Origin of the sequence: Xanthomonas sp. 1678, assembly GCF_031455575.1 — a bacterium.
In the GTDB taxonomy this organism is placed as follows: domain Bacteria; phylum Pseudomonadota; class Gammaproteobacteria; order Xanthomonadales; family Xanthomonadaceae; genus Xanthomonas_A.
This window is the reverse complement of sequence record NZ_JAVDSZ010000019.1, coordinates 1-26,802: the sequence shown is the minus strand read 5'-3', so window position 1 is coordinate 26,802 and position 26,802 is coordinate 1. Positions and strand designations below refer to the sequence as shown.

The window sequence follows — 26,802 nt, the reverse complement described above, 5'->3', positions numbered from 1 at the left end:
CGTCAGGGGGAATCAACCATCGACCGGCGTGGCCAGCCCTTGCGCGATGGCCTGGCGGATCAGCGCTTCCGCCTGCTCCCGCGCGTGCACGCTGGCGTCGGCCTGCATCTTGCCCAGTTCGGCCTGGCGCAGGCCCAGTTGCGCCTGCTGGCTGGCCAGTTCCTGGATCTTCTTGCCGATGTCCTGCCGGCGCATCCGCTCGGTCGCCTGCTGCGCCGCGGCGCGATCGCGTTGCGCCTGGGTGCTCGCATCGCGGCTGGCGGCGAGCGCCGCCTCGGCGTGACGCGAGGCGCTCTCGGCCATCTGCGCGCTCAGTTCCGCCATGCGCTCGCCGACGTCGGCCTGCCGGTCGCCGAGATCGCCCTGGCGGTCGCCCAACTCGGCCTGCGCCTCGGCCAGCTGCAGGCTCTGTTCGTGCAAGGCCTCGAAGCGCGCCAGCGCGGCCGGGTCGCGGACCACGTAGCGGCGGCCGTCGTGGCGGAACCACAGCAATTCTCCACCGGTGCCGGCCAGACGGCGCGCTTCGCGCAGGTCGTCCAGCGACGCATCCATCAGGTTGTGTCCGTCCTGCACCAGCACGTAGGCGTCCTCGCCGTCGTGCCGCGAGAGCGTGATGCGGCCCTGGGTGAGCAGCGGATCGGCCGGCGCCGGCGCGGCGGGTGGCGCGGGAGCCGCCGGCGGCGATGGCGCGGCAGGCGGCTCCGGGACCGTCGCCGGAGCGGCCGGCGCGGGCCGCGCCAGCACGCTGGCGATGATCGACGTCGCCGCGGGAGCAGCCGGGGCCGGGGCCGCCGCGCTCGCGGGGGCCGCATGCACGGCGGCTGGCGCAGGAACCGACGCCACGGTCGCCGGCACCGGCTTGGCGACCAGGCGCAGCGGCATGACCCCGGCCAGCGCGATCGCGGCGGTGATCAGCCCGGCGCCGAGACGCGAGAACGAGGCCGTGCTCTGCAGCATCAGCAAGCGTCGCTTCAGGCTGACGAAGCTCGGCGACGCGCTGGCGACGCCGGCCGCCGGTCGCGGCGCCACGCCCAGCTGCACCAGCAGGCGCGCATAGTTGTGCCGGCAGTGCCGGTGCCCGGCGACCACCGCCGCATCGCAGGCGGCCTCGCGGGCCAGCGCGTATTCGCGCACCGCCAGGTGCACCAGCGGGTGGAAGAAGAACAGGTGCTGCGCCAGCGCCGGCAGCAGGCCCCACCACAGGTCGCGGCGCTGCAGGTGCACCAGCTCGTGGGTCAGCGCCATGTCCAGGTCGTCGGCGTGCATCGCCGCCAGGCGCCGCGCCGGCAACAGCAGCACCGGCCGCCACGGCCCGATCAGCTGCGGCGAGTCGATCTGTGCCGACAGCCGCAGCTGCGGCGGCCGGCGCAGGCCATGCGCCTCGGCGGCCAGGTGCAAGGCGCCCAGCAATGCGGCGTCGGTGCACGGCGTGCTGGCGCGCACCAGGCGCCGGCTGGCACGGTAGGCATGGCCACTGCGCAGCGCGCCGAGCAGCACGCCCGCCAGCCACAGCGCGATCAGCGCCTGCGCCCAGGGCAGCGGCGCGGCGGCAGACACGGCCTGCTGCGAAGTGAGATGCGGCGATGTTGAGGTAGTTGCAGGCGCAGCGCCCGCATCCTGCAGCGAAGCGGTCGGCAATGCGGTCGCGGCAACCGCGACCGGCGCCGGCGCGGCCGGCAGCACCGGCAGGCTCAGCGCGCCGGCCCACAGCAGGCCGAGCACGGTCTGCGCGCCGACCAGCCACCACAGCCGGCAGCGGGTGGCCGCCGGCAGCGCCGGCAGCCAGCGGCACAGCGCCCAGATCGCCGCGACCAGCACCACCGCCTGCACGCTGGTGGCCAGCAGCCGCGACAGCAGGGTCTCGAACAACGTCGTGCCGAAGATCGTATGCATGCCTCAGTCCTCCCGCCGCTGCGATTGCAGCTTGGCCACCAATGCCTCGAGTTCGGCCAGCTCGTCGTCGCTGACCTCGGCGCGCTGCGACATCCACGCCACGAACGGCGACACCGAGCCCTGCAGGGTCTTCTCGACGAAGCTGCCGACCGCGCTGCGCACCACGTCGTCCTGGCCGGCGGTGGCGGCGTAGCGGTACACGCCCTGCACCTGGCGCCGGCGCAGATAGGCCTTGGCGCGCAGCCGCTCCATCATCGTCAGCACGGTGGAGCGGGCCAGCCCGCGCGCCTCGCCGAAGGCGGCGGCGACTTCGCCGACGCTGGCCTCGCCCTGCTCGGCGATGTACTGCAGCAGGGCCAGTTCCTGGTCCCCGATCGATTTGCGCCGCATCCGTCCACCCCGATGACTACACTTGTCGCCAACCTACCTTTGGCGACAGCTGTCGTCAATAGGCTACTGGTCATTGGTGGCTCATTGGCGGCCACGCCAAGTCCGCCCCTGGCATCGCGCTCGGCAGCGCCGCCCAACTCCCGCTACGGCGCCGCCATCACCCGCGGCAGCCAGCCGCGTGCCACCTGCCGCCGGCCATCACGAAGCGCGCAGCAGCTTGGCGTGTTTCGCCGGCGGGATGCCGAACAGGCGCGCGTAGTCGCGGCTGAACTGCGACGGGCTGTCGTAGCCGACCTGGAATCCCGCGCTGGCCGCATCCAGCGCGCCGCTGACCATCAGGCGGCGTGCCTCCTGCATGCGCAGCTGGGTGCGGAACTCGAGCGGGCTCAGTGAGGTGATCGCCCGGAAGTGCTGGTGGAAGGTGGAGCGGCTCATGCCGGCGATCTGCGCGGCATCCTCGATGCGGCAAGCTTCGCGGAAGTGGGTGCGGATCCAGACGATGGCGCGGGCGACATGGGCGAGCCGGCTGTCGGCCTGCGCCATGTGCCGGATGACGCCGCCTTCGGGCCCGGTGAGCAGGCGATACAGGATCTCGCGGATGGTCAGCGGCGCGAGCGCGTCGATGTCGCGCGGCGTGTCCAGCAGGCTGGTCAGGCGCACGACCGCGTCCAGCAGCGCCGGCGTGGTCTGGTTGAGGGTCAGCCCCATCGGCGCGGCGGCCGCTTCGTCGGCCGTGGACGGGTGGCGGATGGCGAGCTCGCCGAGTTCGGCCAGGTCCAGATCGAGTTGCAGGCTGAGATACGGCGCCGCGGCGCTGGCCTCGATCACCGACCCCATGACCGGCAAGCCGACAGAGGCGACCAGGTAGCGCGCCGGATCGTAGATGTAGGTGGTGGTCCCCAGCATCGCGCGCTTGCGCCCTTGCGCGACGAAGCACACGGTCGGCTCGTAGATCACCGGCATGGGCAGGGTCGGCATCGACGCGCGGATGAGCTTCACGCCCGGCAGCCGGCCGTCGAACGTGCCGTCGTGCGGTGCGTGGCGGGCGATGAGGTCGGTCAGCGTCTGCAGGGTCATCTGCGTCTTATTCCACATCCGCCGCCGCGCTGGAAGAGTGATGCGGCCAGCGCCGGACGATCGTGCAAGCATTCCGGACAAGCCGGCTATCGCTCCAGGCGGCCGCGACGCAACCATGGCGCCACGCACTTTTCCAGGAGCGCCTGCCTCATGAACGCACCCTCTTCCCTCTCCCAGTACCGCCTGCTCGGCCGCTCGGGCCTGCGCGTGTCGCCGCTCGCGCTCGGCACCATGACCTTCGGCGAGGACTGGGGCTGGGGCGCCGACCGCACCGAAGCCAAGCGCATCTTCGACGCCTACACCGAGCGCGGCGGCAACTTCGTCGACACCGCGGTCAACTACACCAACGGCGCGTCCGAGCGCATCCTCGGCGAATTGGTGAAGGACAAGCGCGAGCGCATCGTGCTGGCGACCAAGTTCACCATGGCGCGCGACGGGGCCAACACCAATTCCGGCGGCAATCACCGCCTCAACCTAGTGCGCTCGGTCGAGACCAGCCTGCGCCAGCTCGACACCGACCGCATCGACCTGCTCTACCTGCACGCGTGGGACTTCACCACCACGCCGGAAGAAGTGATGCGCGCGCTGGACGATCTGGTGCGCGCGGGCAAGATCGTCTACGCCGGCATCTGCAACACGCCGGCATGGCGGGTGGCGCAACTGCAGACGCTGGCCGAGCTGCGCGGCTGGTCGCCCTTCGTCGCGCTGCAGATCGGCTACAGCTTGGTCGAGCGCACGGTCGAACACGAACTGCTGCCGATGGCCGAGGCCATGGGATTGGGCGTGCTGCCGTGGTCGCCGCTGGGCGGCGGCATCCTGACCGGCAAGTACGGCCGCGCGGATCTGACCGACGCCAACGAGGCCGGCGTGTCCGCGACCCGCAAGGGCGTCATCGCCTCCTCGGGCCATCTCAACGAGCGCGCGCTGGCGATCGCGGACGTGGTCGGCGACATCGCCGGGGAACTCGGCGTGTCGCGCGCGCAGGTCGCGCTGGCGTGGACGCTGCAGCACCCGGCCGTGGTCGCGCCGGTGATGGGCGCACGCACGCTGCAGCAGGCGCAGGACAACTTCGGCGCGCTGGACGTGGTGTTCGACGACGACCAGCGCGTCCGCCTCGACCAGGCCAGCGCGGTCGCGCCGATCTTCCCGCAGAACTTCATCGGCCGGCCGATGGGCCAGCAACTGATCTTCGGCACCTCCACCGTGCAGGGACGGAGGTGAGGCCATGGCGTGCATCGGTACCAGGACAGCCATGGCCAGCCTCGTCGCGATCGCCCTGTCGGCGTCGGCATGCACGCCGGTGCCAGTGAACGCCACGCCAGTGGCAGCGCCAGCGGCCGTGAAGAGCGAACGCAACCGGCAGGCCGTCAGCGCCGCATTCGATCGCTGGGCCGACGGCGGTTCGGGCTTCTTCGACGAGATGCTCGCCCGCGACATCGTCTGGACGATCGAAGGCTCCGGCCCGAGCGCGGGCACCTATCGCGGCCGCGATGCGTTCATGGCGCATGCCGTGCGCCCCTTCGTCATTCGCCTGCGCGAGCCGGTGCGGCCGGTTTCCAGACGGATCTGGGCCGACGGCGACCACGTCATCGCGCAGTGGGAGGGCCGAGCCGTCGCGCGCGATGGCCGCCCCTACCGGAATCGCTATGTGTGGATCTTCCGCATGGATGGCGCAAAGGCCGTCGAGGCGCATGCCTTCCTCGACCTCGCCGCCTACGACGACGTACTGCGCCGCATTCCCGCGCGCGAAGGTGCGCAGTGACGCGCGCGAACGCACGGCGTTGCGGTCTGGCGACAGCGTTCGCCGCCGCCGCGATTGCCGCCGCAAGCGCGCAGACGAACGCACCCGGCGCTTCCCCACCCGCTGTACCGACACGAGGCGACACCATGCAACAGCATCCCTATCTGGGCATGTGGGTCACGGCCGATGGCCGGATCCGCCAGGAACTGCTGCCCAACGGCCGCTACGACGAAGCGCGCGGATCGCGCCGGAGCGCCTACCAGGGCCGCTATGCGATCGACGGCAACCACATCGACTACTGGGACGATACCGGCTTCACCGCGGACGGCACGTTCGTCGGCCAGGACGAACTGCACCACGGCGGGATGGTGTTCCATCGCGAGAAATAGCCGGCGTCATGCGGCAGGGGCGAGGCGACGGCGCGAACCTGGCGCAGCACGCGCGTCCTCCCGCTCGCGCATCCAAGGTCTCCACCGTTCACGTCGAGCCGACGCCCGCGCGATTAGAAGTTCGTAGACAACGCGCGCCGCCGCCGCACAGCGACCGGCACGCGTATCGGCCATCGACAGCCGCCGGCGTCCCGACGCCGCGGCGCTTCCCACCGTGAGCAGGAGCATCCGCATGAGCGACGACAAGAACAATGCCGGTTCCCCGGACCGCGACCGCATCAACGTCAACGAGGACTATGAATTGCAGTACTGGACCAAGACGCTCGGCGTCTCCGCCGACGAACTGCGTGCGGCCGTCGAGGTTGCCGGTCCCACGGCCGAGGCCGTGCGCGCGCACCTGGGCAAGTAGCCTGGCCAGGCCCACGCGATGAGCCTTGCCGAATACCGCCGCAAACGCAGCTTCGACAAGACCCGGGAGCCGGAGCCGGGCAAGGCGCTGCCGCAAGGACAGCGCCCGATCTTCGTGGTGCAACTGCACCACGCCAGTCGCCGCCACTACGATTTCCGGCTGCAGGTGGGCGACGCCCTGAAGAGCTGGGCGGTCCCGAAGGGACCGAGCTACGATCCCAAGGTCAAGCGCATGGCGGTGGAGGTCGAGGATCACCCCGTCGACTACGCCGGTTTCGAAGGCGAGATTCCCAAGGGCGAATACGGCGGGGGCCATGTCGCGCAGTTCGACCATGGCGTGTGGAGCACCGCCGGCGATCCCGAAGCGCAACTGGCCAAGGGCCACCTGCGCTTCGAACTGTTCGGGACCAAGCTCAAGGGCGGCTGGCACCTGGTGCGTTCCGGCAAGCCGGCGCGCCAGCCGCAGTGGTTGCTGTTCAAGGAAGACGATGCGTTCGCCAGCGACGTGGAGGCGGACGACCTGCTCGCCGACGTGACCGCGCCGCCGCCGGAGGATCTCAAGCGCGCCGGCGCGGGCAAGCCGAACAAGCGCAAGGCGCTGATCGCCGTCGCGCTGCCGCGCAAGGCGAAAAAGACCGACTGGGCGAAGCGGGCGCTGGCTCTGCCCAAGGCCAAGCGCGCAGCGGCGCCGACCGGGCCGTTCGAGGCGCAGCTGGCCAAGCTCGGCGACGCCCCACCCAAGGGCGAGCACTGGATCCACGAGATCAAGTGGGACGGCTACCGGATCCTCGCCACCATCGCCGATGGCGCGGTGCGCCTGTGGTCGCGCAATGCGATCGAATGGACCGACAAGATTCCCGAGGTGCGCGATGCCATCGCCGCACTGGGCCTGAAATCGGCGGCGCTGGACGGCGAGCTGATCGCGGGCAAGGGCACCAAGGAGGATTTCAACCTGCTGCAGGCGGTGCTGTCCGGCGAACGCCAGGCGGCGCTGGCGCTGGCGTTGTTCGATCTGCTGCACATCGACGGCGTCGACATCGCCGATGCGCCGCTGGTCGCGCGCAAGGCCTTGCTGCAGGAGCTGCTGCACGGCGCCGATGCGCACCTGGCCTTCAGTTCGCACATCGAAGGCGATGGCGAGGCCGCATTCCAGATGGCGGGAGAGCAGCACTTCGAGGGCATCATCTCCAAGCGCGCCGACCGCGGCTATCACGGCGGCCGCAGCGAGGACTGGCGCAAGACCAAGCAGCTGATCTCCGACGAGTTCGCCGTGGTCGGCTACACCGCGCCCAAGGGCAGCCGTTCCGGCTTCGGTTCGCTGCTGCTGGCCCGGCCCGACCCGCAGCACGGATGGCTGTACGCCGGCCGCGTGGGCTCAGGCTTTTCCGACACCTTGTTGCGCGAGGTGACCAAGCGGATCGGCAAGGCCGGCGGCAAGACCCCGACTGCCCACGTCCCCACCACCGAAACCGATCTGCGTGCGGCCACCTGGTTCGCGCCGCGCTTCGTGGTGGAAGTGTTCTACCGCGGCATCGGCGGCCAGCAGTTGCTGCGGCAGGCCTCGCTGAAGGCGGTGCGGCCGGACAAGGACGTCGCCGATCTGCGCGATTCGGATCGCGCGCCGCCGGGCGCATCGGCGCCGCAGGCAGCGACTTCGACACCGGCAACGAAGCGTCGCCGCAAACCCGCCGGCGGCGATGCCGGCGGGCGCGTGCCGCCGGCGCTGTCCAGCCCCGGCAAGATCATCTTTCCGGACATCGGCGCCACCAAGCAGGAGGTATGGGACTACTACAGCGCGGTCATGGATCACCTGCTGCCGGAGATCGTCGGCCGGCCGCTGTCGATCATCCGCTGTCCCAGCGGCGCGGAACGGCCGTGTTTCTTCCAGAAGCACCATACCGCGGGCCTGGAACTGGTGTCCTCGGTGCGGCTGAAGGAGGAAGCCGGCAACAACGCCTACTACCTGGTGGTCAACGATGCCGCAGGCCTGCTGGAACTGGTGCAGTTCAATGCGCTGGAATTCCATCCATGGGGTTCGTACGCCGATCATCCCGACTCGGCCAACCGGGTGGTGTTCGACCTGGATCCCGGCCCGGACGTACCGTTCGCCGAGGTCAAGAAGGCCGCCACCGACATCCGCAAGCTGCTCGCGCAGCTGGAACTGGACTCCTTCCTCCGCGTCTCCGGCGGCAAGGGCCTGCACGTGGTGGTACCGCTCGCCCCTGGCTGCGACTGGGACCTGACCAAGCGCTTCGCGCACGGCTTCGCCGACGCGCTGGCGCAGTCCGAACCCGAGCGCTTCCTGGCCACCGCGACCAAGCGCCTGCGCAACAAGCGGATCTTCGTCGACTATCTGCGCAACGGCCGTGGCGCCACCGCGGTGGCCTCGTATTCGCTGCGCGGACGTCCCGGCGCGCCGGTCGCGATGCCGCTGGCCTGGAGCGAATTGCCCAAGCTGCACCGCGCCGATGCGTTCAAGATGCGCGACGTGCCGGCGAAGCTGAAGCGGCGCCGCAAGGATCCCTGGGAAGGGATCGCCGATGTGCAGCAGAACCTCGCGCGCTGGGCGGCGTCGGAGGAATAGCGGCCGGGCGCATCGCCGCGGCAAGGACGACGGGGCCGAACGCTGTCGGCCCCGCGGCTGCGCACGCTAGCCCTGCGGCCCGCCCATCACCGGCAGGATCGCGCCGCTGATGTAGCTGGCGGTGATCGGCGAGGCCAGGAACACGTAGGCCGGCGACAGCTCCTCCGGCTGCGCCGCGCGGCCCATCGCGCTGCTCTTGCCGAATTCGGCCACGTCCTCGGCGGACTTGTCGGCCGGGTTCAGCGGCGTCCACACCGGCCCCGGCGCGACCGCGTTGACGCGGATTCCGCGCGGCTGCAGCTGGCTGGCCAGAGCCATGGTGAAGGCATGGATCGCGCCCTTGGTCGCCGAGTAGTCGAGCAGCGACTTGCTGCCGAACAGGCCGGTCTCCGAACCGCTGTTGATGATCGCCGCACCACGCTTGAGGTGCGGCAAGGCCGCGCGCGCCATGTGGAAGTAGCCGGCGATGTTGGTCTGCAGGGTTTCCTGCAAGTGCTCGTCGCTGAGGTCCTCCAGCGCGTGGCAATGCAACTGGAAGGCGGCGTTGTTGACCAGCACGTCGAGCCCGCCGAAGGCGCGCACGGTCTGCGCCACCGCGTCCTGGCAGAACGCCGGATCCTTCACGTCGCCGGCGATGGTCAGGCAACGGCGGCCTTCCTTCTCCACGTGCGCGCGGGTCACCTGCGCGTCCTCGTGCTCGTCCAGGTACAGCACCGCCACGTCGGCGCCTTCGCGTGCGAACAGCACCGCCACCGCGCGGCCGATGCCCGAATCGGCGCCGGTGACGATCGCGCTCATGCCGCGCAGCTTGCCGCTGCCCACGTAGTCTGGCGCGTCGAAGCGCGGTTGCAGCGCCAGGTCCTGTTCCTTGCCGGGCTTGCGCAGGTGCTGCCTGGGCATCGTCTCCGGCTGCTTGCGCGTGCCAGCCTGGGTCGGCGCGGATTTCTTGGCCTTGGCCTTGGCCTGTTTCTCGCCCGCGTCGACCTCGCGCTGCAGCGCGCGCTGCTTCTGCGCGGTCTTGCCGGCGGCGCCGGCGGCAGCGGCACTGGCCGGCTTGGACGAGGCGGACTTGGAGGCGGCGGGAGGTTTGCGGCGGGAGGCCATCGGCAGTGCTCCGGAAGTGGGCGCGGCGCGCGGCGCCGCTGATGTGGACGATCGCCGTTGCGACCGAGGACAGGGCGAAACGCTAGGCGCGGTCGGCGACGCCCTCGACGCCGGCATGCTGGGCGCAATGCGCGCAGCAGAACATGCGTCCGCCGGCTTCCACGCCGTGGCCGACGATGCGGCAGTCGCAGTGGCTGCAGTGCGGGGCGAAGGCGTGGATCGCGCACTCGAACGAATCGAAGGTACCGCTGCGCGCGCCCTGGGTCAGGGTGAAGGCTTTGTCGTAGTCGTTGCCGCAGACATCGCAGGTGGCCATGGTTCGGCTCCGGTTGGCTGGGAGGCGACAGTGTGGCCGGGCCGGCGGCCACGCCAGGTGAAGCCTGGCGTTGCGCTCTTCATGCCACGCAAACATCGACCGCGACAGGCTCGCGCTATTCATCGAAGGAGATGCCCCATGATCCGCCACCCGTTCGCGCTCGCCGTTCCGTTCGCCTGCCTGCTGCTCGGTGCCTGCAGCACCACCCAGATCGCCCAGGTGCAGCCCATTGACGGCGTCATCTCCGGCCAGTGCCACGTCGACAAGGTGCGCGGCGCGGTCGGCCTGGCCGCCGCGCAGACCACCGTCGAGCGCGCCCGCGTCGATAGCGACAGCCTGCAGGTGCAGGTGGTGAACAGCAGCGTCGATCGCAGCGGCGCGACCGCCAGCGGCGTGGACAGTGCGACCCGCGGCGCCGGCGAGAGCGGCGGCGAACGCCTGACCATCGAGGTCGGTCCGACCAACAACATCACCACGCTGTATTGCGGTTGATGCGGACGGCCGCCGGGTGACGGCGGTGGACGGACAGCATTCGCTGTCTGCGGCGCAGCAGGACCTGATCACCCGCGCCTGACCGAAGCCGGCGGCAACCGCGTCGCGCTATTCAAGATGCGCGGCGGCCGTGCCGACGCGCGCAGCGGCGCGCCGGTTGCCGACGCAGCTCCCAGCGTGGGTCTTGGCGTGCGTATCGCAGCTGGCAATCTGTTGTGGGAGCGACTTCAGTCGCGACGTGCATTCCCGGGAAGGCCCGTCGCGACTGAAGTCGCTTCCACAAGACGTCGCGGTGGCGATGGGCGGCGCACGCGGCGGGACCGCCGCCACGCGCCGCCGACGCGCCGGGTCAGGCCCGCTTGCGCGGGGCAGCGGCTTTTTTCGCCGCCGTGCCGCCCGTGCGGCGCGGGCGCGCCGGCCGCGCTGTCTTGGCGCCGGCCGCCGTTGCCCTCGCCGCCGTTACACCGGCCGCCCGCGCCGCCGCCTTGGCACCCACCACCTTCTTGCCGGCGGCCTTGGCCGCCTTGCGGCTGACCGTGCGCGCCTGCGCCAGGTATTTCAGCGTCGCCAGGTCCCACTGCCGCTCGCCGCGCACGCGCTCGCACAGCCCGTGCAGCTCGCCGCAGCGCCAGCCGTCGAACACGCACGGATCGATGTAGGCCTTGCGGCACACCGCCGGGGTATTGCCCAGCGCGTCGGCGACCTCGCGGATCACCGCGTTCTGCGCCTGCTTCAGCGCGCGCTCGCTGCTGGGCTCGGGCAACGGCAGCTGCGCCAGGCGCTGCAGCGCGGCGCGGGTACCGCCCCAGGTGCGGAAGTCCTTGGCGGTGAAGCTCTCGCCCATCGCCTCGCGCAGGTAGTCGTTGACCTCGCCCGAATCCACCGGCTGCAAGGTCCCATCGTCGTCGCGGTACTGGAACAGCGCCTGCCCCGGCAATTGCTGGCAGCCGCGGATCAGCTTGACCAGGTGCGCGTCGTCGACCTCGATGTCGTGCTCCTGGCCGCCCTTGCCGCGGAACTTCAGCCGCGCGCGGCCGCCCTTGACGAACTCCAGGTGGCGGTTGCGCAGCGTGGTCAGGCCGTAGGAGCGGTTGCTGCGCGCGTACTCGGCGTTGCCGACGCGCACCAGGGTCTCGGCCATCAGCGCCACCACCATCGCCAGCACCTTGTCGCGCGGGTAGCCGGGCAGCGCCAGGTCGCGGCGCAGGCGCCGGCGCAGCCGCGGCAGCGCCTGGCCGAAGGCCATGATCCGTTCGAACTTGCCGTCGCCGCGCACCTGCGCCCAGTCGGCGTGGTAGCGGTACTGCTTGCGCCGCCGCGCGTCGCGGCCGGTGGCCTGGATGTGGCCGTTGGCCTTGGCGCAGATCCACACCTCGGTGTAGGCCGGCGGGATCGCCAGCTGGCGGATGCGCTGCAGGGTCTGCGCATCGCGCACCGGGCTGCCGTCTGGCATCCGGTAGCTGAACCCCTTGCCGACGCGGCGGCGGACGATGCCGGGCTCGGTGTCGCTGACGTAGACCAGGCCGGCGCTGCTGGCGGCCTGCTTGGACTGCAGCGCGCGGGCCGCCTCGGCGGCGGCGGGGGTGGAGCGGGAAGCCTTGCTCATCGAAAAACCGCCGGCGGCGATGGGAGCGGGGATTGTCGGCAGCGTCGCGGCTAGGCCGCGTCAATGCCGCGCCGGTTAACGAACCGCGAACGCCTATTCACCGATGCTGTCGGCTTATGCTGGATGTCTTCTCCCCTCGACTCCTGGAGCCCCGATGAGCAATTTCCTTTCTTCTCGTCCGTCCGCGCGTGTCGGCCTGCTCGGCGCGGCGTGCCTGGCGCTGGCATTGGCCGCGTGTACCGCGCCGCCGCCGGACGAGCAGGAACAGGTCGCCGCCAAGGCGCAACAGGCCGCCGAACAGGCCGCCAAGCCCAATCCGGCCAGCGCGCCGGAGGCCCCGCCGGTCGGTACCTGCGACGCGTCGCAGGCGCAGGGCCTGGTCGGCCAGGCGGCGGAACAGGCGCTGGTGGACCAGGCACGGATCGACACCGGCTCCAAGAGCGTGCGGGTGCTGACCCCGAACCAGATGGTGACGATGGAATTCAACGGCGAGCGCCTGAACATCGAGGTCGACGCCAAGAACGTGGTCACCGGCGTGCGCTGCGGCTGACCTCGCGCGTGCTCGGCGCCGAGGGCGGGCTGGTGCCGCTTGCCGCAGCGGCTCGATCCAGATGCTGCTCTCTGTAGGCGCGGCGTCGGCCGCGACCGGGCGTTATCGGTCACCCTCCGGTCGCGGCTGAAGCCGCGCCTACAGGGCGTTACCGCCAAGCGCCACGCGGCCGGTGCAGCGGGTTCGTCGCCCGCGCCGGCCGCGGCTACGGTTGCAGCTGCAACCGTGTATTGCGGCACCGCACCAACTGTGCTTTAGTCGATGTTCCGGTGACCTCAAGATGCGCTCCAGGATAGAGCGGGGGCGAGTGTCGCCGCGTTCCTTCGGATCGCTTTTTAGAGGCAGACATGGCCCCCCGCAACCGCCACGGGCTCTACGACCCCCAAGACGAGCGCGATGCCTGTGGTTTCGGCATGGTCGCCCAGCTCGACGACCAACCTTCGCGGGCGCTGGTCGACACCGCCATCGCCGCGCTGTCGCGGATGACCCACCGTGGCGGCGTCGCCGCCGACGGCCTCACCGGCGACGGCTGCGGCCTGCTGATCCGCAAACCCGATGCGTTCCTGCGCGCGCTGGCGCGCGACGCCGGCATCGCGGTGGGCGCGCGCTTCGCCGCCGGCCAGGTGTTCATGCCGCGCGACGACGCGGATGCCGCCGCGCGCTGCCGCCAGGTGCTGGAAGAGGAACTGGTCCGCGCCGGCGCGCAGCCGCGCGGCTGGCGCGTCACCCCCACCGACGATTCGGTGTGCGGGCAGCTGGCCAAGGACACCTTGCCGCACATCGAGCAGGTGTTCGTCGATGCCGGCGCCGAGCACAGCGAAGACGCCTTCGCCCTGGCCCTGTTCCTGGCGCGCCGCCGCGCCGAGCAGCGCCTGCGCGATGTCGCCGACTTCTACGTCACCACGCTCTCGCCCAACGGCATCAGCTACAAGGGCATGGTGCTGCCGGACAAGCTCAGCACCTTCTACCCGGACCTGCAGCGCAGCGACCTGGCCTCCAGCGCCATCGTCTTCCACCAGCGATTCTCCACCAACACGCTGCCGCGCTGGCCGCTGGCGCACCCGTTCCGGCTGCTCGCGCACAACGGCGAGATCAACACCATCGAGGGCAACCGGCACTGGGCGCAGGCGCGCAGCAAGGTGTGGAAGACCCCGCGCTTCGACATCGCCGAGTTCGACCCGGTGATCTCGATGCATGGCTCCGATTCGCAGAGCCTGGACAACATGCTCGAGCTGCTGGTCGCCGGCGGCATGGACCTGCTGCAGGCGCTGCGCATCCTGGTGCCGCCGGCGACCCAGTCGCTGGAGTTCAAGGACGCCGACCTGGCCGCGTTCTACGAGTTCTACGGGCTCAACACCGAGCCGTGGGACGGCCCGGCCGGCATCGTCGCCTGCGACGGCCGCTACGCCGCGTGCATGCTCGACCGCAACGGCCTGCGCCCGGCGCGCTGGATGCTGACCTCCGACCGCCATTTCCTGGTCGCCTCCGAGGCCGGCGTGTGGGAACTGCCGGCCGAGCGCGTGACCCGCAAGGGCAAGCTCGGCCCGGGCGAGATGATGGCCATCGACCTCAAGCGCGGCGACCTGCTCGACTCGGACGCGATCGACCGCATCAACCGCGGCCGCGCCCCGTACAAGCAGTGGCTGCAGCAGGGCGTGACCTACCTGCAGACCGAACTGATCGACCCGTCGCTGGTCGAGGAGCCGTTCGACGAGCGCACCCTGCGCAGCTACCACAAGCTGTTCCAGCTCAGCACCGAGGAAGTGGAGCAGGTGCTGCGCCCGCTGGCCGAGACCGAGCAGGAAGCCACCGGCTCGATGGGCGACGACACCCCGATGGCGGTGCTCAGCCGCCACACCCGGCCGCTGTACGACTACTTCCGCCAGGCGTTCGCGCAGGTCACCAACCCGCCGATCGATCCGCTGCGCGAAGACTGCGTGATGTCGCTGACCACCCAGCTCGGCAAGGAGACCAACATCTTCCATGCCGGCCCGGAGACGGTGAACCACGTCATCCTCAATTCGCCGGTGCTCAGCCAGCGCAAGCTGCGCCAGCTGCTGAAGATGGAGCAGTACCAGAGCCGCAACGCGCAGATCGACCTGTCCTACAGCGTCGAGGAAGGCCTTGAGGCCGGCCTGCGCCGCATCTGCGCCGAGGCCGAACAGGCCGCGCGCGACGGCAAGGTCATGCTGCTGCTGACCGACCGCTACCCGGTGCCGGAACGGCCGATGGCGCATGCACTGCTGGCCACCGGCGCGGTGCATCACCACCTGTCGCGGGTGGGCCTGCGCTGCGACGTCAACCTGATCATCGAGACCGGCACCGCGCGCGATCCGCACCACATGGCCTGCCTGCTCGGCTTCGGCGCCACCGCGGTGTATCCGTACCTGGCCTACCAGACCCTGTTCGACCTGGGCCGGCGCGGCATCCTGCTGCTGAAGAAGGGCGGCGAACAGGCGCAGATCGGCCGCAAGTACCGCAAGGGCATCTACAAGGGCCTGTCCAAGATCATCTCCAAGATGGGCATCTGCACCATCGCCAGCTACCGCGGCGCGCAGCTGTTCGAGATCGTCGGGCTGGACCCGGACGTGGTCCAGCTGTGCTTCCCGGACACCGCCTCGCGCATCGGCGGGGTGAACCTGGCGCGGCTGGACACCGAGGCGCGGCAGCTCAACGCGCGCGCCTGGAACGATCTGCTCAAGCCGGAAGTGGGCGGGCTGCTGAAGTATGTGCACGGCGGCGAGTACCACATGTACAACCCGGACGTGGTCATGACCCTGCAGCGCGCCACACGCAGCGGCGAGCAGGCCGATTGGGCCGCCTACGCCGAGGCGGTGCACTCGCGCCCGCCGTCGGCGCTGCGCGACCTGCTGCAGCTCAAGCGCGCCGCGGTGCCGACCCCGCTGGACGAGGTGGCCCCGGCCGCGGACCTGCTGCGTCGCTTCGATACCGCCGCGATCAGCCTGGGCGCGCTGTCGCCCGAGGCGCACGAGGCGCTGGCGATCGCGATGAACCGCCTCGGCGGGCGCAGCAATTCCGGCGAAGGCGGCGAAGACCCGGCGCGCTACGGCACCGAGAAGCGCTCCAAGATCAAGCAGGTGGCCTCCGGCCGCTTCGGCGTCACCCCCGAATACCTGGTCAACGCCGAAGTGCTGCAGATCAAGGTCGCGCAGGGCGCTAAGCCTGGCGAAGGCGGCCAGCTGCCCGGGCACAAGGTCAACGAACTGATCGCGCGGCTACGCTACGCCAAGCCCGGCATCGGCCTGATCTCGCCGCCGCCGCACCACGACATCTATTCGATCGAGGACCTGGCGCAGCTGATCTACGACCTCAAGCAGGTCAATCCGACCGCACTGGTGTCGGTGAAGCTGGTCAGCCATGCCGGCGTGGGCACCATCGCCGCCGGCGTGGTCAAGGCCGGCGCCGACCTGATCACCGTGTCCGGCCACGACGGCGGCACCGGCGCCAGCCCGGTCAGCTCGATCCGCTATGCGGGCGTGCCGTGGGAACTGGGCGTGGCCGAGTCGCACCAGGCGCTGGTCGCCAACAACCTGCGCGACCGCACCATCCTGCAGACCGACGGCGGTCTGAAGACCGGCCTGGACGTGGTCAAAGCCGCGATCCTGGGCGCGGACAGCTTCGGCTTCGGCACCGGTCCGATGATCGTGCTCGGCTGCAAGTACCTGCGCATCTGCCACCTCAACAACTGCGCCACCGGCGTGGCGACGCAGGACGAGCGGCTGCGCGCCAACCACTTCGTCGGCCTGCCCGAGCGGGTGGAGAACTTCTTCAAGCTGCTGTCCGAGGAAGTGCGGCAGTGGCTGTCGTACCTGGGCGCGCGCTCGCTGGACGAGATCATCGGCCGCACCGAACTGCTCGAGCAACTGGACGTGTCGCCGCGCGAAGGCGTGCGCGTGGACCTGTCGCGGTTGCTCAAGGACGTGCGCTACGACGGCAGCCACTGCGCGGCGCAGCGCCTGTACGAATCGCCGGACAGCCTGGCCACGCAGATGGACGGCCTGCTCGCCGACGCGATCGCCAACAAGACCGGCGGCGACCACCGTTTCCTGATCCACAACACCGACCGCTCGATCGGCGCGCGCCTGTCCGGCGCCATCGCCCGCGTGCACGGCAACCACGGCATGGACGATGCGCCGCTGACCCTGCGCTTCCGCGGCTCGGCCGGGCAGAGCTTCGGCGCGTTCAACGCCGGCGGCCTGCAGCTGGAGCTGGAAGGCGAGGCCAACGACTACGTCGGCAAGGGCATGGCCGGCGGCCGCCTGGTGGTGCGTCCGCCGCGCGGCGCGCGCTTCGAGGCGCGCAACACCGCGATCATCGGCAACACCTGCCTGTACGGCGCCACCGGTGGCGAGCTGTACGCTGCCGGCCGCGCCGGCGAGCGCTTCGGCGTGCGCAACTCCGGCGCGCTGGCGGTGATCGAAGGCGCCGGCGACCACTGCTGCGAATACATGACCGACGGCATCGTGCTGGTGCTGGGCAAGGTCGGGCTGAACTTCGGCGCCGGCTTCACCGGCGGGCTGGCCTACGTGCTCGACGTGGACCGCGATTTCGTCGACCGCTACAACCACGAGCTGATCGACATCCATCGCATCTCCGCCGAAGGCTTCGAAAGCCACCGCCAGCACCTGCACAAGCTGATCAGCCGCCACCGCGAACTGACCGGCAGCATCTGGGCGCAGCAGATCCTCGACGAATTCCGCGACTACGTCGGCAAGTTCTGGCTGGTCAAACCGAAGGCGGCGAGCATCGAGTCGCTGACCGAGTCGCTGCGGCGCGCTGCCTGATGGATGTATCCCCTCTCCTGCTTTTGGGAAGAGGGGATCGCGAAGGCGCTGCGCGCCCCGTACCCTCATCCGCCCCTTCGGGGCACCTTCTCCCGGGGGGAGAAGGGAATATGTCACGGAATTTTTTATGAGCCGCAAACAAGCCTTCCAGTTCCTCGACCTGCCCCGGCAGATGCCGCAGCGCATCCCGGTGGAACTGCGTACGTCCGGCGACTGGAACGAGCTGTACGGCAAGTTCGACAAGGCCGACGCGCAGTACCAGGCCGGGCGCTGCCTGGATTGCGGCAATCCGTATTGCAGCTGGAAATGCCCGGTGCACAACGCGATCCCGCAGTGGCTGCAGCTGGTGCAGGAGAACCGCATCGAGGAAGCCGCGGCGCTGTGCCACAGCACCAACCCGCTGCCGGAAGTGTGCGGCCGGGTGTGCCCGCAGGACCGCCTGTGCGAAGGCAGCTGCACGCTGGAGGAGTTCGGCGCGGTCACCATCGGCGCGGTGGAGAAGTACATCGTCGACACCGCGCTCAACAATGGCTGGCGTCCCGACCTGAGCCAGGTCCAGGCCACCGGCAAGCGCGTGGCGGTGATCGGCGCCGGCCCGGCCGGGCTCAGCTGCGCCGACCGCCTGGTCCGCGCCGGCATCCATGCGGTGGTGTACGACCGCTACGAGCAGATCGGCGGCCTGCTGCAGTTCGGCATCCCCAGCTTCAAGCTCGACAAGAGCGTGATCGGCAAGCGCCGCGAGGTGCTCGAAGGCATGGGCGTGGAGTTCCGCCTGGGCGTGGAGATCGGCCGCGACGTCAGCCTGGAACAGTTGCTCGAAGAATACGATGCGGTGTTCCTCGGCACCGGCGCCTACCGCTACACCGACGGCGGCCTGGCCGGCCAGGACCTGCCCGGCGTGCTGCCGGCGCTGCCGTTCCTGGTGCAGAACAGCCGCATCGTCGGCGGCAACGACCCGTGGGGCCGGCCGATCGCCGGCTGGGAAGACACCATCGCGCTGCCGGACCTCAGCGGCAAGCGCGTGGTCGTGCTCGGCGGCGGCGACACCGGCATGGACTGCGTGCGCAGCGCGATCCGCCTGGGCGCGGCCAAGGTCACCTGCGCCTACCGCCGCGACGAGGCCAACATGCCCGGCTCGGCGCGCGAAGTGGCCAACGCCCGCGAGGAAGGCGTGCGCTTCCTGTTCAACCGCCAGCCGCTGGCGGTGGAAGCCGATGCCGCCGGCAAGCTGGCCGGCGTGCGCGTGGTGCAGACCCGCCTGGGCGAACCCGATGCGCAGGGCCGCCAGGCCGCGGTGCCGGTCGAAGGCAGCGAATCGCTGCTGGACGCGGACGTGGTCATCATCGCCTTCGGCTTCTCCCCCAGCGTGCCGGAATGGCTGGCCGCGCAGGGCGTGGAAGGCACCGCCAACGGCCGCATCCTGGCCGGCGGCAGCGATCCCGATGGCAGCGGCCGCCTGCCGTACCAGACCACCAACCCCAAGCTGTTCGCCGGCGGCGATGCGGTGCGCGGCGCCGACCTGGTGGTGACCGCCGTGGCCGAAGGCCGCGACGCGGCCGCGAGCATCGCCGAATGGATCGGCAACCGCCTGCCGGTGACCACCCAGGCCGCCGCCTGAGCGACGTCGACCGCGTCCAAGCAAGTCGTTGCATGCCCGGCGGCGAGCGGCCGGGCAGAGCGTGTGCACTCGTCGCCGGCAATGCCGCGGCGATGGTCCTCTGGCCACTGCACCCGCGGCACCCTACACCGCCAGCATCGTCGCGTCGGGGCTGAAGCCCCTCCACAGGTGCACCATCAGGCACCGCAGTCCCTGTAGGAGCGGCTTCAGCCGCGACGAGCGGAGCCGGAAACCACGCGGCTCAGCCATCTGTCAGGACTGAAATCCTCCCACAAATGCACTCACCGGGCGCGGAAGCCTCCCCCTGTGGGAGCGACTTCAGTCGCGACGAGCAGCGTCGAAACCATGCGGTTTCAGCTGTCAGGGCTGAGGCCCCTCCTTACAAGTGCACCATCAGACACCGCGCTTCCTGTAGGAGCGGCTTCAGCCGCGACACGGACCCAACAGCACCGCACGGTGTCGGTTGTCTGTCGGGGCTGAAGCCCCTCGTACAGTGCAGCGCCAACTACCCCAGCCGCACAGCCGCCACAACCTCACTCACCGCTGCCACTGCCACCGCCACCACAACGCCGTCTTTCGCCCGAGTGAATGAGGCGCTAACGCCCCAACGCCTAGGCTGGCTGCTGGCGTGCGCTCCGCGCACCCTTGTACTGCCGGTCCTCCCCCGATGGCAAAACGGCATCCTCCCCTCTCCCAGGAAGCTCCCCCATGTCGCTTTCCTCTCTCCGCTCGTCACGGCTGCGTCCCCTCGCTCCCACCGTACTCCTGCTCGCCGCGGCCTTCGGCGCGTCCGCCCAGGACGGCAAAGGCGTGCTCAAGTACGCCGGCGTCAACCTCTCCGGTGCCGAATTCAACTCCAGCAAGAAGCCCGGCACGCTGTTCAAGGACTACACCTATCCGGCCGAGGCCGACTACCGCTATTTCGCCAGCAAGGGCATGAACATCGTGCGCCTGCCGTTCCTGTGGGAACGCCTGCAACCCACCGCCAAGGGCGAGTTCGATCCGGCGCAGCTGGCGCTGCTCAAGAAGTCGGTGACGCAGGCCAAGGCCAACCGCATGCACCTGATCCTGGACCCGCACAACTACGCCAAGTTCAACGGCGAGCGGATCGGCACCGGCGGGGCGACGCCCGAAGTGTTCGCCGACCTGTGGCGGCGGCTGGCGACCGAGTTCAAGGACGACGACACGGTCATCTTCGGGCTGATGAACGAACCCAACGCCATTTCCGCCACCGACTGGGCGCAGGCGGCGCAGGCGGCGATCGATGCCATCCGCAAGGCCGGCGCCAACAATCTGGTGCTGGTGCCCGGGACCGCCTACAGCGGCGCGCACAGCTGGCGCAGCAAGTCCTACGGCATCTCCAATGCGGTGGCGCTGCAGCCGCTGAAGGATCCGGGCAACCGCATGGCGTTCGAGGCGCACCAGTACCTGGACAGCGACAGCAGCGGCAGCAAGGGCGAATGCGTCAGCGCCACCGCCGGCGTCGAGCGGCTGACCGGCTTCGTCAGCTGGCTGCGCGAGAACAAGAAGGTCGGTTTCATCGGCGAGTTCGCCACCGGCGACAATCCGGTCTGCAACCAGGCGCTGGAAGGCATGCTCAGCTACATGGAGAAGAACAACGACGTGATCCTCGGCTGGACCTGGTGGGCGGCCGGCGCGTGGTGGAACAAGGATTATCCGTTCAACGTGCAGCCCGGCAAGGACGGCAGCGACAAGCCGCAGATGTCGATCCTGTCCAGCCACGCGCGCAAGATCACCGGCAAGTGAGCTGACCGCGGTGCCGGCGCGCCGCCGGCACCTGCAAGCTGCGCACGCGCCTTGTAGGCAGTAGCGCCTGGCGCGCCGCGCGCTATCCGGCTCCACCCCACGAGAACCAGTCCGCGTTCGCCATGCCACACGCCGCACAGATCCGTGCATGCGCGTGCGCCATGCGTGGTGACGGCAGCGTCAATGCAGTACGGTGCAGCCAAGCACACCGTTGTCATCAGCTCGGCCAGCCGCATGGCGCCTGGCCGGGTCGTCCCCCGCTGATGCCGAAGGAGGCTCACCATGGTCCGTGGCTCACTGCGTCTGCGCGCGGTGCGGATAGCGTTGCTGGCGTACCTGCTCGCGGTGCTGCCGCAGCTGCACGCGCAAGGCGCGTTGAAGTTCGCCGGCGTCAACCTGTCCGGCGCGGAGATCAGCTCGGCGAAGAAGCCGGGCGTGCCCAACGTGGATTACTTCTATCCGCGCACGCCCGACTACGCCTACTTCGCCGGCAAGGGCATGAACATCATCCGTCTGCCGGTGTTGTGGGAGCGCCTGCAGCCCACGCCGCAAGGGCAGCTCGATGCGGCGCAGCTGGCGCTGATCCGGGCCGCGGTAAAGCAGGCCAAGACGCAGCGGATGTACCTGATCCTGGACATCCACAACTACGCCAGCTACTACGGCCAGAAGATCGGCAGCCCGGCGGTGCCGATCAAGACCTTCAGCGACCTTTGGCAGCGCCTGGCGCGCGAGTTCGGCAACGACAACGCGGTCGTGTTCGGCCTGATGAACGAGCCGAACAACATCTCGCCCGGCCTGTGGGCCGCCGCCGCGCAGGCCGCGGTCGACGCGATCCGCGCCACCGGCGCGCGTAATCTGATCCTGGTGCCGGGCGCGTTGTGGACCGGTGCGCACAGCTGGTACTCGACGGTGGCCGGCGAGTCCAACGCGGTGGCGCTGGCCTCGCTGTACGACCCGCTCAAGCGCGTGGCCATCGAGGTGCACCAGTACCTGGACGGCGATTCCAGCGGCACCAGCGCCACCTGCGTCAGCGGCAGCATCGGTGCCGAGCGGCTGCGCCGCTTCACCGGCTGGTTGCGCGAGACCGGCAAGCTCGGCTTCCTCGGCGAATTCGGCGCCGCCGACAACCCCACCTGCAGGAAGGCGTTGGACGACATGCTCGGCTACATCGAGCAGAACCGCGCCGTGTGGCTGGGCTGGAGCTACTGGGCCGGCGGCGCATGGTGGCGCCAGGACTATCCCTTCAACGTGCAGCCCGGCGCGGACGGCCGCGACAAGCCGCAGATGCCGATTCTGTCGAGCAGGGCGAAGCGCGTCACGCGCTGACCGCGCCTGCGCGGCGCTGATAGCGCGTGAGCCGCGCGACTGGCGCGAGCCGCGCCGGCACCGACCCCACAGCGACACGTTGCGCTGGCGCACGCCTGCGCACGCGCCACGCGCCGGCCGCACGCCGCCGCTCTGGCATGCCGATTGCAACCTGCCGGGTACCCCCCGTCGCCACGCGTCGCCGCGGCGGCGCCCGTTCGCTTCCCCCACGAAAGAGGCACTCCCATGCAACGCATTTCCCTCCCCCTCGCCCCATCGCGCTGGCTGCTGCGCGCATCGCTGTGGCTGGCGCTGGCCAGCGCGATCCCGGGCGCCGCCGCCCAGGAACTGCGCTATGCCGGGGTCAACCTGGCCGGCGCCGAATTCAACTCGGCGAAGAAGCCCGGCGTGCCGTTCAAAGACTACGTGTATCCCGCCGACGGCGACTTCGCCTACATGGCCGCGCAGGGCATGAACATCGTGCGCCTGCCGTTCCTGTGGGAACGCCTGCAACCGGCCGCCAACGGCGAACTGGATGCGGCGCAGCTGGGCTACCTGCGCACCGCGGTGAGCCGCGCCAGGAACCATGGCCTGCACGTGATCCTGGACGTGCACAACTACGCCAAGTACTACGGCGTGCGGATCGGCAGCGACGGCGTGCCGCCGGCGGTGCTGGGCGACCTGTGGCGGCGCCTGGCCATCGCGTTCGGCAACGACGATGCGGTGATCTTCGGCCTGATGAACGAGCCCAACGGCATTTCCTCCGGCGATTGGGCCGCCGCCGCGCAAGTCTCGATCGACGCGATCCGCGAGGCCGGCGCCTACAACCTGATCATGGTGCCGGGCACCGCGTACACCGGCGCGCACAGTTGGAACAGCACCTGGTATGGCGTGCCCAACGCGCAGTCGCTGGTGACGATGGAGGACCCGGTCAACAACCTGGTGTTCGAAGTGCACCAGTACCTGGACAAGGACTACTCCGGCACCAGCGCCGAATGCGTCAGCGCCACGATCGGCGCGGAGAAGCTGCAGGGCTTCACCCAGTGGCTGCGCGCCAACGGCTACCGCGGCTTCCTGGGCGAGTTCGGCGCCAGCAGCAACGCCACCTGCATGGCCGCGCTCGACGACATGCTCGGCTACGTGCACGACAACGCCGACGTCTGGATGGGCTGGACCGCGTGGGCGGCCGGCGCATGGTGGCGGACCGACTACCCGTTCAACCTGCAACCGGCCAAGGACGGCACCAGCAAGCCGCAGATGGCCGTGCTGGCGGCGCGCGCGGCGCAGATCACGCAGTAGCGGCGCAATAGCGCGCGACGGCAGCCCGTCGCGTCACGCCGTCGACGCGCGGCGACGTCCCGACGCCGCGGAGCGGTGCTGCCTCAGGCGGCACCGCAATCGACACAGCGTGGCGCGAACACATGCAGGCGTCGAAAAGATGCAAGCAAGAACGAGCGAGCGGCCGGCCCCTCCGGGAGAGGCACTGGGCAGGGGCCGCGGAGGCCCCGCGTCATCGCCGTCTACCGCATTCGCGCCAACGGCACGGCCAGTACGTCGACCGCCATGGCGGCCACGTACCGTGCCACCCCACGCTGGCCCCGGCGCCGCAACCGCCAAGCGATTGAGTCCGCACCGCGATCCGGCGCAGACTGTCGCTCCTGTTCCCGCACGGATCGACATATGCGCCTGGGCCTGGCCGCCAACCGACTGCACCACCAGGGCAAGGACGCCGCCCTGTTCCGCTGGCTGCGCGCCTGCGAGGCGGGCATTCGCGAACTGCAGCTCGGCCTGCACGCGGTCGGCCGCACCCACGAGGCGATCGCGCGCGCCGGCTGGTTGCCCGGCTACGCTGGGCTCAAGCGCTATCCGTTCGGCCGCGAAGGCGGACTGATGAAGCTGGTCGCCGAAGTGGTGGGCCTGGAAGGCGCCGAGCGCACGCTCGACGGGGCGATCTACTTCATCGACCCGGTCGACCCCTCCTCGATCTTTCCCGAGGCGATCGCGCTCAAGCGCCAGTGCGTGATCCACGGCAAGCCCTTCATTTCCACCGTGGCCAGCGCCCGCGACTGGATCGAGGTGGAGCGCGTGCACGCCGGGCTGACTGCCGACGCCGGTGCCGACGACTTGCACGCGCTGGAGCGCCAGACCCTGGCGCTGATCGCGCACGACGCGATGAAGCCGCAGATGCTGGCCTTCGCCAGCGAACATTTCGACCTGCTGTCGCGCTTCGCCGAGCGCGTGGCCACCGGCACCACCGGCCAGCGCCTCAACGAACTGGCCTGGAGCCGCGGCTGGCCGCAGGGCCAGGACTGGGTGCATCGTTACCAGAGCGGCCCGATGGGCGGCGACGCGCAGATCGCCGACCGCGTGCTGGAGCGACGCTGCCAACGCGCGATCTTCTTCGAGGACCCGCACGTGGCGCGCCAGCACGAAGCGGACATCCAGCTGCTGGAGCGCGCAGTGACCACGGTGACCGACAGCGCGGTCTGCATCACCTCGCCGCTGGTCGCCGCGCGTTGGGCCCAGGCGGCGACAACGCGGGCGGCAGCACCGGCCTGAACGATGCGGCCGCGGGACTAGGTCGACGCGGCGTGCTGACCCGGTCGACCGCGGCTGGCTCGCAGTACCTGGCGATCGTCTGCCTGTTGCCGGAAATCATGCGCCCGCAGCTCGGCACCTCGTTCCACTTCGGCGGCACCTCGCTGCTGATCGCAGTCGTGGTGGTGATGGACTTGAGATTGGCGCGGCCTGCTCCTGGCCGTTGCCACTCCCTACGTGCTACCTGCGATGGCTTCGTGCCATCGGTCGCGATGAGCGCTATCGGTAGAGCCCTTCGCGGCTGAAGCCGCTGCTACACGTGACATCGGCCCAGCCTGCATTCCCTGGATGTTGTCCGACCGCGGGCGGCGATGCGGCGCGCTTCTTCGGCATGCAGATCGAATCCAACAAGCTGGTGCAGTGCCAGCTGCTGGCGCGCTGGCGGCTGCGTGCCGTGCACCCGAGCAGCCGCGACGCACCGTCCCGGCCGCGCGTGACCGCGCTCACAGTCACCGCCATGTCACGCCGATCGCCAACACTGCCGCGCTTGTCCAGATCCAGGGGGATCCGATGTCGCGTTCCATTTTGCGCCTGCTGTTGGTGGGTGCCGCAGCGCTGTGCGCCATACCGTCCGCCACCGCGCAGCAGGCCGAGCGCCTGCGCGTGCATGGCTCCAACAGCGTTGGCGCGCGGCTGATGCCGGCGCTGGTCGAATCCTGGCTGCACAGCATCGGCTACCGGCAGATCCAGCGCCGCCGCGTCGATGCGGCGACGCTGGAGATCTCCGCGCTGCGCGACGACGCGCCGCTGGTGGTCGAGATCGACGGCACCGGTTCGGCCGCCGGCTTCGCCGATCTGATCCGCGGCGATGCCGAACTGGCGATGCTGGCGCGCACGCCCGATGCGCGCGAGCGCGATGCCGCCTGGCAACTGGGCGATCTGTCTTCCCCGGACCAGAACTTCGTCCTGGCCTTGGACGGCGCGCGCGTGCTGGTCGCCGCCGACAATCCGCTGACCTCGCTCAGCATCGCGCAGTTGCGCGACATCCTCAGCGGCCGGCTGACGCGCTGGTCGCAACTCGGCGGTGCCGATCTGCCGATCGAAGTGCAGCGCAACGCCGCGAGCAGCGGATTGGGCGACTTCCTGCGCGAGCGCCTGCCGCTACCGGCGACCGCACAGGCCGCCGTGCAGCGCATCCATCCCAGCCAGGTCGAAGCGGCGCAGGCCGTGGCCGGACACCCCGCCGCGCTGGCGGTCGTCGGGCTGACCACGCCGCTGCCGGCCGGCACCCGCGCGCTCGCCATCGCCGACGGCGGCATCGCCGTCGCGCCCACGCCGGCCAGCATTCGCGGCGAGGACTATCCACTGGTGCAGCGCTACAGCTTGTACGGCGGGCAGATGATGTCGGCGCTCGGCCGCAGCCTGGCGCTGTATTCGGTCGGCGCACAAGCGCAGCAGGTCGTGCGCCGGATCGGGCCGATCCCGATGAGCATCGCGCCCGATCCGATGCAGCCGCCCCAGGCGACCTCCGACCCGCGCCAGACCGATGCCTACCTGCAGGCCGGTACCGGCGCGCAGCGCCTGACCACCACCCTGCGTTTCAGCCTGCAGTCGCTGAATTCGATGTTCGAAGCGCGCAGCGCCCAGGACCTGGATCGGCTGATCGCCTTCATGCAGCAGCCGGCGATGCGCGGCCGCGCCTTGGGCGTGATCGGCTTCGCCACACCGGACTCGGCCAACCGCCTGTACCCGACCATCGCCAGCAACGACCGCGCCGACGTGGTCGCCGCCTATCTGTCCCAGCGCGGCATCGTGGTCAAACGCGCGCGGGGACTGGGCGCGGCGCGCCCCCTGGTCGGCGGCGAAGACGCGGCGGCCAAGGCGCGCAACGAGCGGGTCGAGATCTGGCTGCTGGATCCCGAACGCTGACGGCGACCGCACAAAGCTGAATCCAACGCCGGCACATTCACCTGTTGCAGAACCCCGGGTTGTGAGCATGAGGACTCTGGTCAACCGGAGAACGCCATGAACGCCACTCACAAGATGCTGTCTCGGCCGCTGCTGGCCATGTCCCTTTCGCTGGCGCTCGCAGCCGGCAGCGCCTACGCGCAAGCGCCGGCGGCAGCGCAAGGCAGCGCCCCGCTGACGCAGGCGCAGGTCCGCGCGCTGCTGAGCGAGCAGGGTTACACCAAGCTGGACCGGCTCAAGTTCGAAGACGG

The 26,802-nt window shown here is 70.1% G+C and carries 21 protein-coding genes and 3 pseudogenes; 18 read left to right on the top strand and 6 right to left on the bottom strand.

Annotated features, from left to right (window positions below; all coding sequences use genetic code 11):
- Positions 1 to 12 precede the first annotated feature (12 nt).
- The 3 genes from J2Y70_RS21620 to J2Y70_RS21610 all read right to left on the bottom strand — a co-directional run bounded on the left by J2Y70_RS21620 (position 13) and on the right by J2Y70_RS21610 (position 3,360).
- Positions 13 to 1,893, bottom strand: coding sequence for a M56 family metallopeptidase (locus J2Y70_RS21620; RefSeq protein ID WP_309922421.1), 1,881 nt, complete (start codon positions 1,891 to 1,893; stop codon positions 13 to 15).
- A 3-nt stretch (positions 1,894 to 1,896) separates the two neighbouring features.
- Positions 1,897 to 2,283: a BlaI/MecI/CopY family transcriptional regulator gene (locus J2Y70_RS21615; RefSeq protein WP_263111790.1), complete on the bottom strand. Its 387-nt coding sequence runs from the start codon at positions 2,281 to 2,283 to the stop codon at positions 1,897 to 1,899.
- Between the two features lie 198 nt (positions 2,284 to 2,481).
- Positions 2,482 to 3,360 (bottom strand): AraC family transcriptional regulator, encoded by an 879-nt coding sequence (locus tag J2Y70_RS21610; protein ID WP_309922416.1) that lies wholly within the window; start codon positions 3,358 to 3,360, stop codon positions 2,482 to 2,484.
- Positions 3,361 to 3,510: 150 nt separating this feature from the next.
- Between J2Y70_RS21610 and J2Y70_RS21605 the strand changes: the two genes are divergently transcribed.
- The 5 genes from J2Y70_RS21605 to ligD all read left to right on the top strand — a co-directional run bounded on the left by J2Y70_RS21605 (position 3,511) and on the right by ligD (position 8,482).
- On the top strand, positions 3,511 to 4,581 hold the full coding sequence (locus J2Y70_RS21605) for an aldo/keto reductase (RefSeq protein WP_309922413.1): 1,071 nt from the start codon (positions 3,511 to 3,513) through the stop codon (positions 4,579 to 4,581).
- Positions 4,582 to 4,585: 4 nt separating this feature from the next.
- Positions 4,586 to 5,122 (top strand): nuclear transport factor 2 family protein, encoded by a 537-nt coding sequence (locus J2Y70_RS21600; RefSeq protein ID WP_309922410.1) that lies wholly within the window; start codon positions 4,586 to 4,588, stop codon positions 5,120 to 5,122.
- A 53-nt stretch (positions 5,123 to 5,175) separates the two neighbouring features.
- Positions 5,176 to 5,490, top strand: coding sequence for an Atu4866 domain-containing protein (locus J2Y70_RS21595; RefSeq protein ID WP_309922477.1), 315 nt, complete (start codon positions 5,176 to 5,178; stop codon positions 5,488 to 5,490).
- Between the two features lie 232 nt (positions 5,491 to 5,722).
- Positions 5,723 to 5,899, top strand: a complete 177-nt coding sequence (locus tag J2Y70_RS21590; RefSeq protein WP_309922407.1) for a DUF3606 domain-containing protein — start codon at positions 5,723 to 5,725, stop codon at positions 5,897 to 5,899.
- 18 nt (positions 5,900 to 5,917) lie between these two features.
- Positions 5,918 to 8,482 carry a DNA ligase D gene (ligD, locus tag J2Y70_RS21585; RefSeq protein WP_309922405.1) on the top strand — a complete coding sequence of 855 codons (2,565 nt, stop codon included), beginning with the start codon at positions 5,918 to 5,920 and terminating at the stop codon, positions 8,480 to 8,482.
- 66 nt (positions 8,483 to 8,548) lie between these two features.
- Here the strand turns inward: ligD and J2Y70_RS21580 are convergent, their stop codons facing one another.
- Together J2Y70_RS21580 and J2Y70_RS21575 are read right to left on the bottom strand one after the other, a co-directional pair.
- Positions 8,549 to 9,586, bottom strand: coding sequence for an SDR family oxidoreductase (locus J2Y70_RS21580; RefSeq protein ID WP_309922403.1), 1,038 nt, complete (start codon positions 9,584 to 9,586; stop codon positions 8,549 to 8,551).
- A gap of 82 nt (positions 9,587 to 9,668) precedes the next feature.
- The gene (locus J2Y70_RS21575) at positions 9,669 to 9,902 is read right to left on the bottom strand and encodes a hypothetical protein (RefSeq protein WP_185814797.1); all 234 of its coding nucleotides are present in this window, start codon (positions 9,900 to 9,902) and stop codon (positions 9,669 to 9,671) included.
- 138 nt (positions 9,903 to 10,040) lie between these two features.
- On the opposite strand from J2Y70_RS21575, the gene J2Y70_RS21570 reads away from it, so the two are divergent.
- Entirely contained in the window at positions 10,041 to 10,394 is a 354-nt protein-coding gene (locus J2Y70_RS21570) for a hypothetical protein (protein ID WP_263396318.1), read from the top strand.
- 16 nt (positions 10,395 to 10,410) lie between these two features.
- A pseudogene (locus tag J2Y70_RS21565) lies at positions 10,411 to 10,565 on the top strand (transporter); the annotation flags it as partial.
- A gap of 178 nt (positions 10,566 to 10,743) precedes the next feature.
- On the opposite strand, the gene J2Y70_RS21560 reads toward J2Y70_RS21565, so the two are convergent.
- Positions 10,744 to 12,000, bottom strand: a complete 1,257-nt coding sequence (locus J2Y70_RS21560) for a DNA topoisomerase IB (RefSeq protein WP_309922398.1) — start codon at positions 11,998 to 12,000, stop codon at positions 10,744 to 10,746.
- 154 nt (positions 12,001 to 12,154) lie between these two features.
- Between J2Y70_RS21560 and J2Y70_RS21555 the strand changes: the two genes are divergently transcribed.
- The 11 genes and pseudogenes from J2Y70_RS21555 to J2Y70_RS21505 form a co-directional block, all read left to right on the top strand.
- The gene (locus J2Y70_RS21555) at positions 12,155 to 12,550 is read left to right on the top strand and encodes an I78 family peptidase inhibitor (protein ID WP_263396320.1); all 396 of its coding nucleotides are present in this window, start codon (positions 12,155 to 12,157) and stop codon (positions 12,548 to 12,550) included.
- Positions 12,551 to 12,897: 347 nt separating this feature from the next.
- Positions 12,898 to 17,355, top strand: coding sequence for a glutamate synthase large subunit (gene gltB, locus J2Y70_RS21550; protein ID WP_309922392.1), 4,458 nt, complete (start codon positions 12,898 to 12,900; stop codon positions 17,353 to 17,355).
- Between the two features lie 127 nt (positions 17,356 to 17,482).
- On the top strand, positions 17,483 to 18,973 hold the full coding sequence (locus J2Y70_RS21545; protein WP_309922388.1) for an FAD-dependent oxidoreductase: 1,491 nt from the start codon (positions 17,483 to 17,485) through the stop codon (positions 18,971 to 18,973).
- Between the two features lie 708 nt (positions 18,974 to 19,681).
- A complete protein-coding gene (locus J2Y70_RS21540; RefSeq protein WP_309922386.1) occupies positions 19,682 to 20,740 on the top strand; it encodes a glycoside hydrolase family 5 protein in 1,059 nt (352 codons plus the stop codon).
- Positions 20,741 to 21,022: 282 nt separating this feature from the next.
- Positions 21,023 to 22,066, top strand: coding sequence for a glycoside hydrolase family 5 protein (locus tag J2Y70_RS21535; protein WP_309922383.1), 1,044 nt, complete (start codon positions 21,023 to 21,025; stop codon positions 22,064 to 22,066).
- Positions 22,067 to 22,291: 225 nt separating this feature from the next.
- A complete protein-coding gene (locus J2Y70_RS21530) occupies positions 22,292 to 23,344 on the top strand; it encodes a glycoside hydrolase family 5 protein (protein ID WP_309922379.1) in 1,053 nt (350 codons plus the stop codon).
- A 381-nt stretch (positions 23,345 to 23,725) separates the two neighbouring features.
- Entirely contained in the window at positions 23,726 to 24,604 is an 879-nt protein-coding gene (locus tag J2Y70_RS21525) for a methylglyoxal synthase (protein ID WP_309922376.1), read from the top strand.
- 29 nt (positions 24,605 to 24,633) lie between these two features.
- Positions 24,634 to 24,777, top strand: a pseudogene (gene secY, locus J2Y70_RS21520) (preprotein translocase subunit SecY); the annotation flags it as partial.
- A 176-nt stretch (positions 24,778 to 24,953) separates the two neighbouring features.
- A pseudogene (locus tag J2Y70_RS21515) lies at positions 24,954 to 25,088 on the top strand (chorismate mutase); the annotation flags it as partial.
- A 65-nt stretch (positions 25,089 to 25,153) separates the two neighbouring features.
- Positions 25,154 to 26,512: a substrate-binding domain-containing protein gene (locus J2Y70_RS21510; protein ID WP_309922373.1), complete on the top strand. Its 1,359-nt coding sequence runs from the start codon at positions 25,154 to 25,156 to the stop codon at positions 26,510 to 26,512.
- Positions 26,513 to 26,608: 96 nt separating this feature from the next.
- The coding region (locus tag J2Y70_RS21505) for a PepSY domain-containing protein (protein WP_309922370.1) at positions 26,609 to 26,802 on the top strand (194 nt) is incomplete at its 3' end.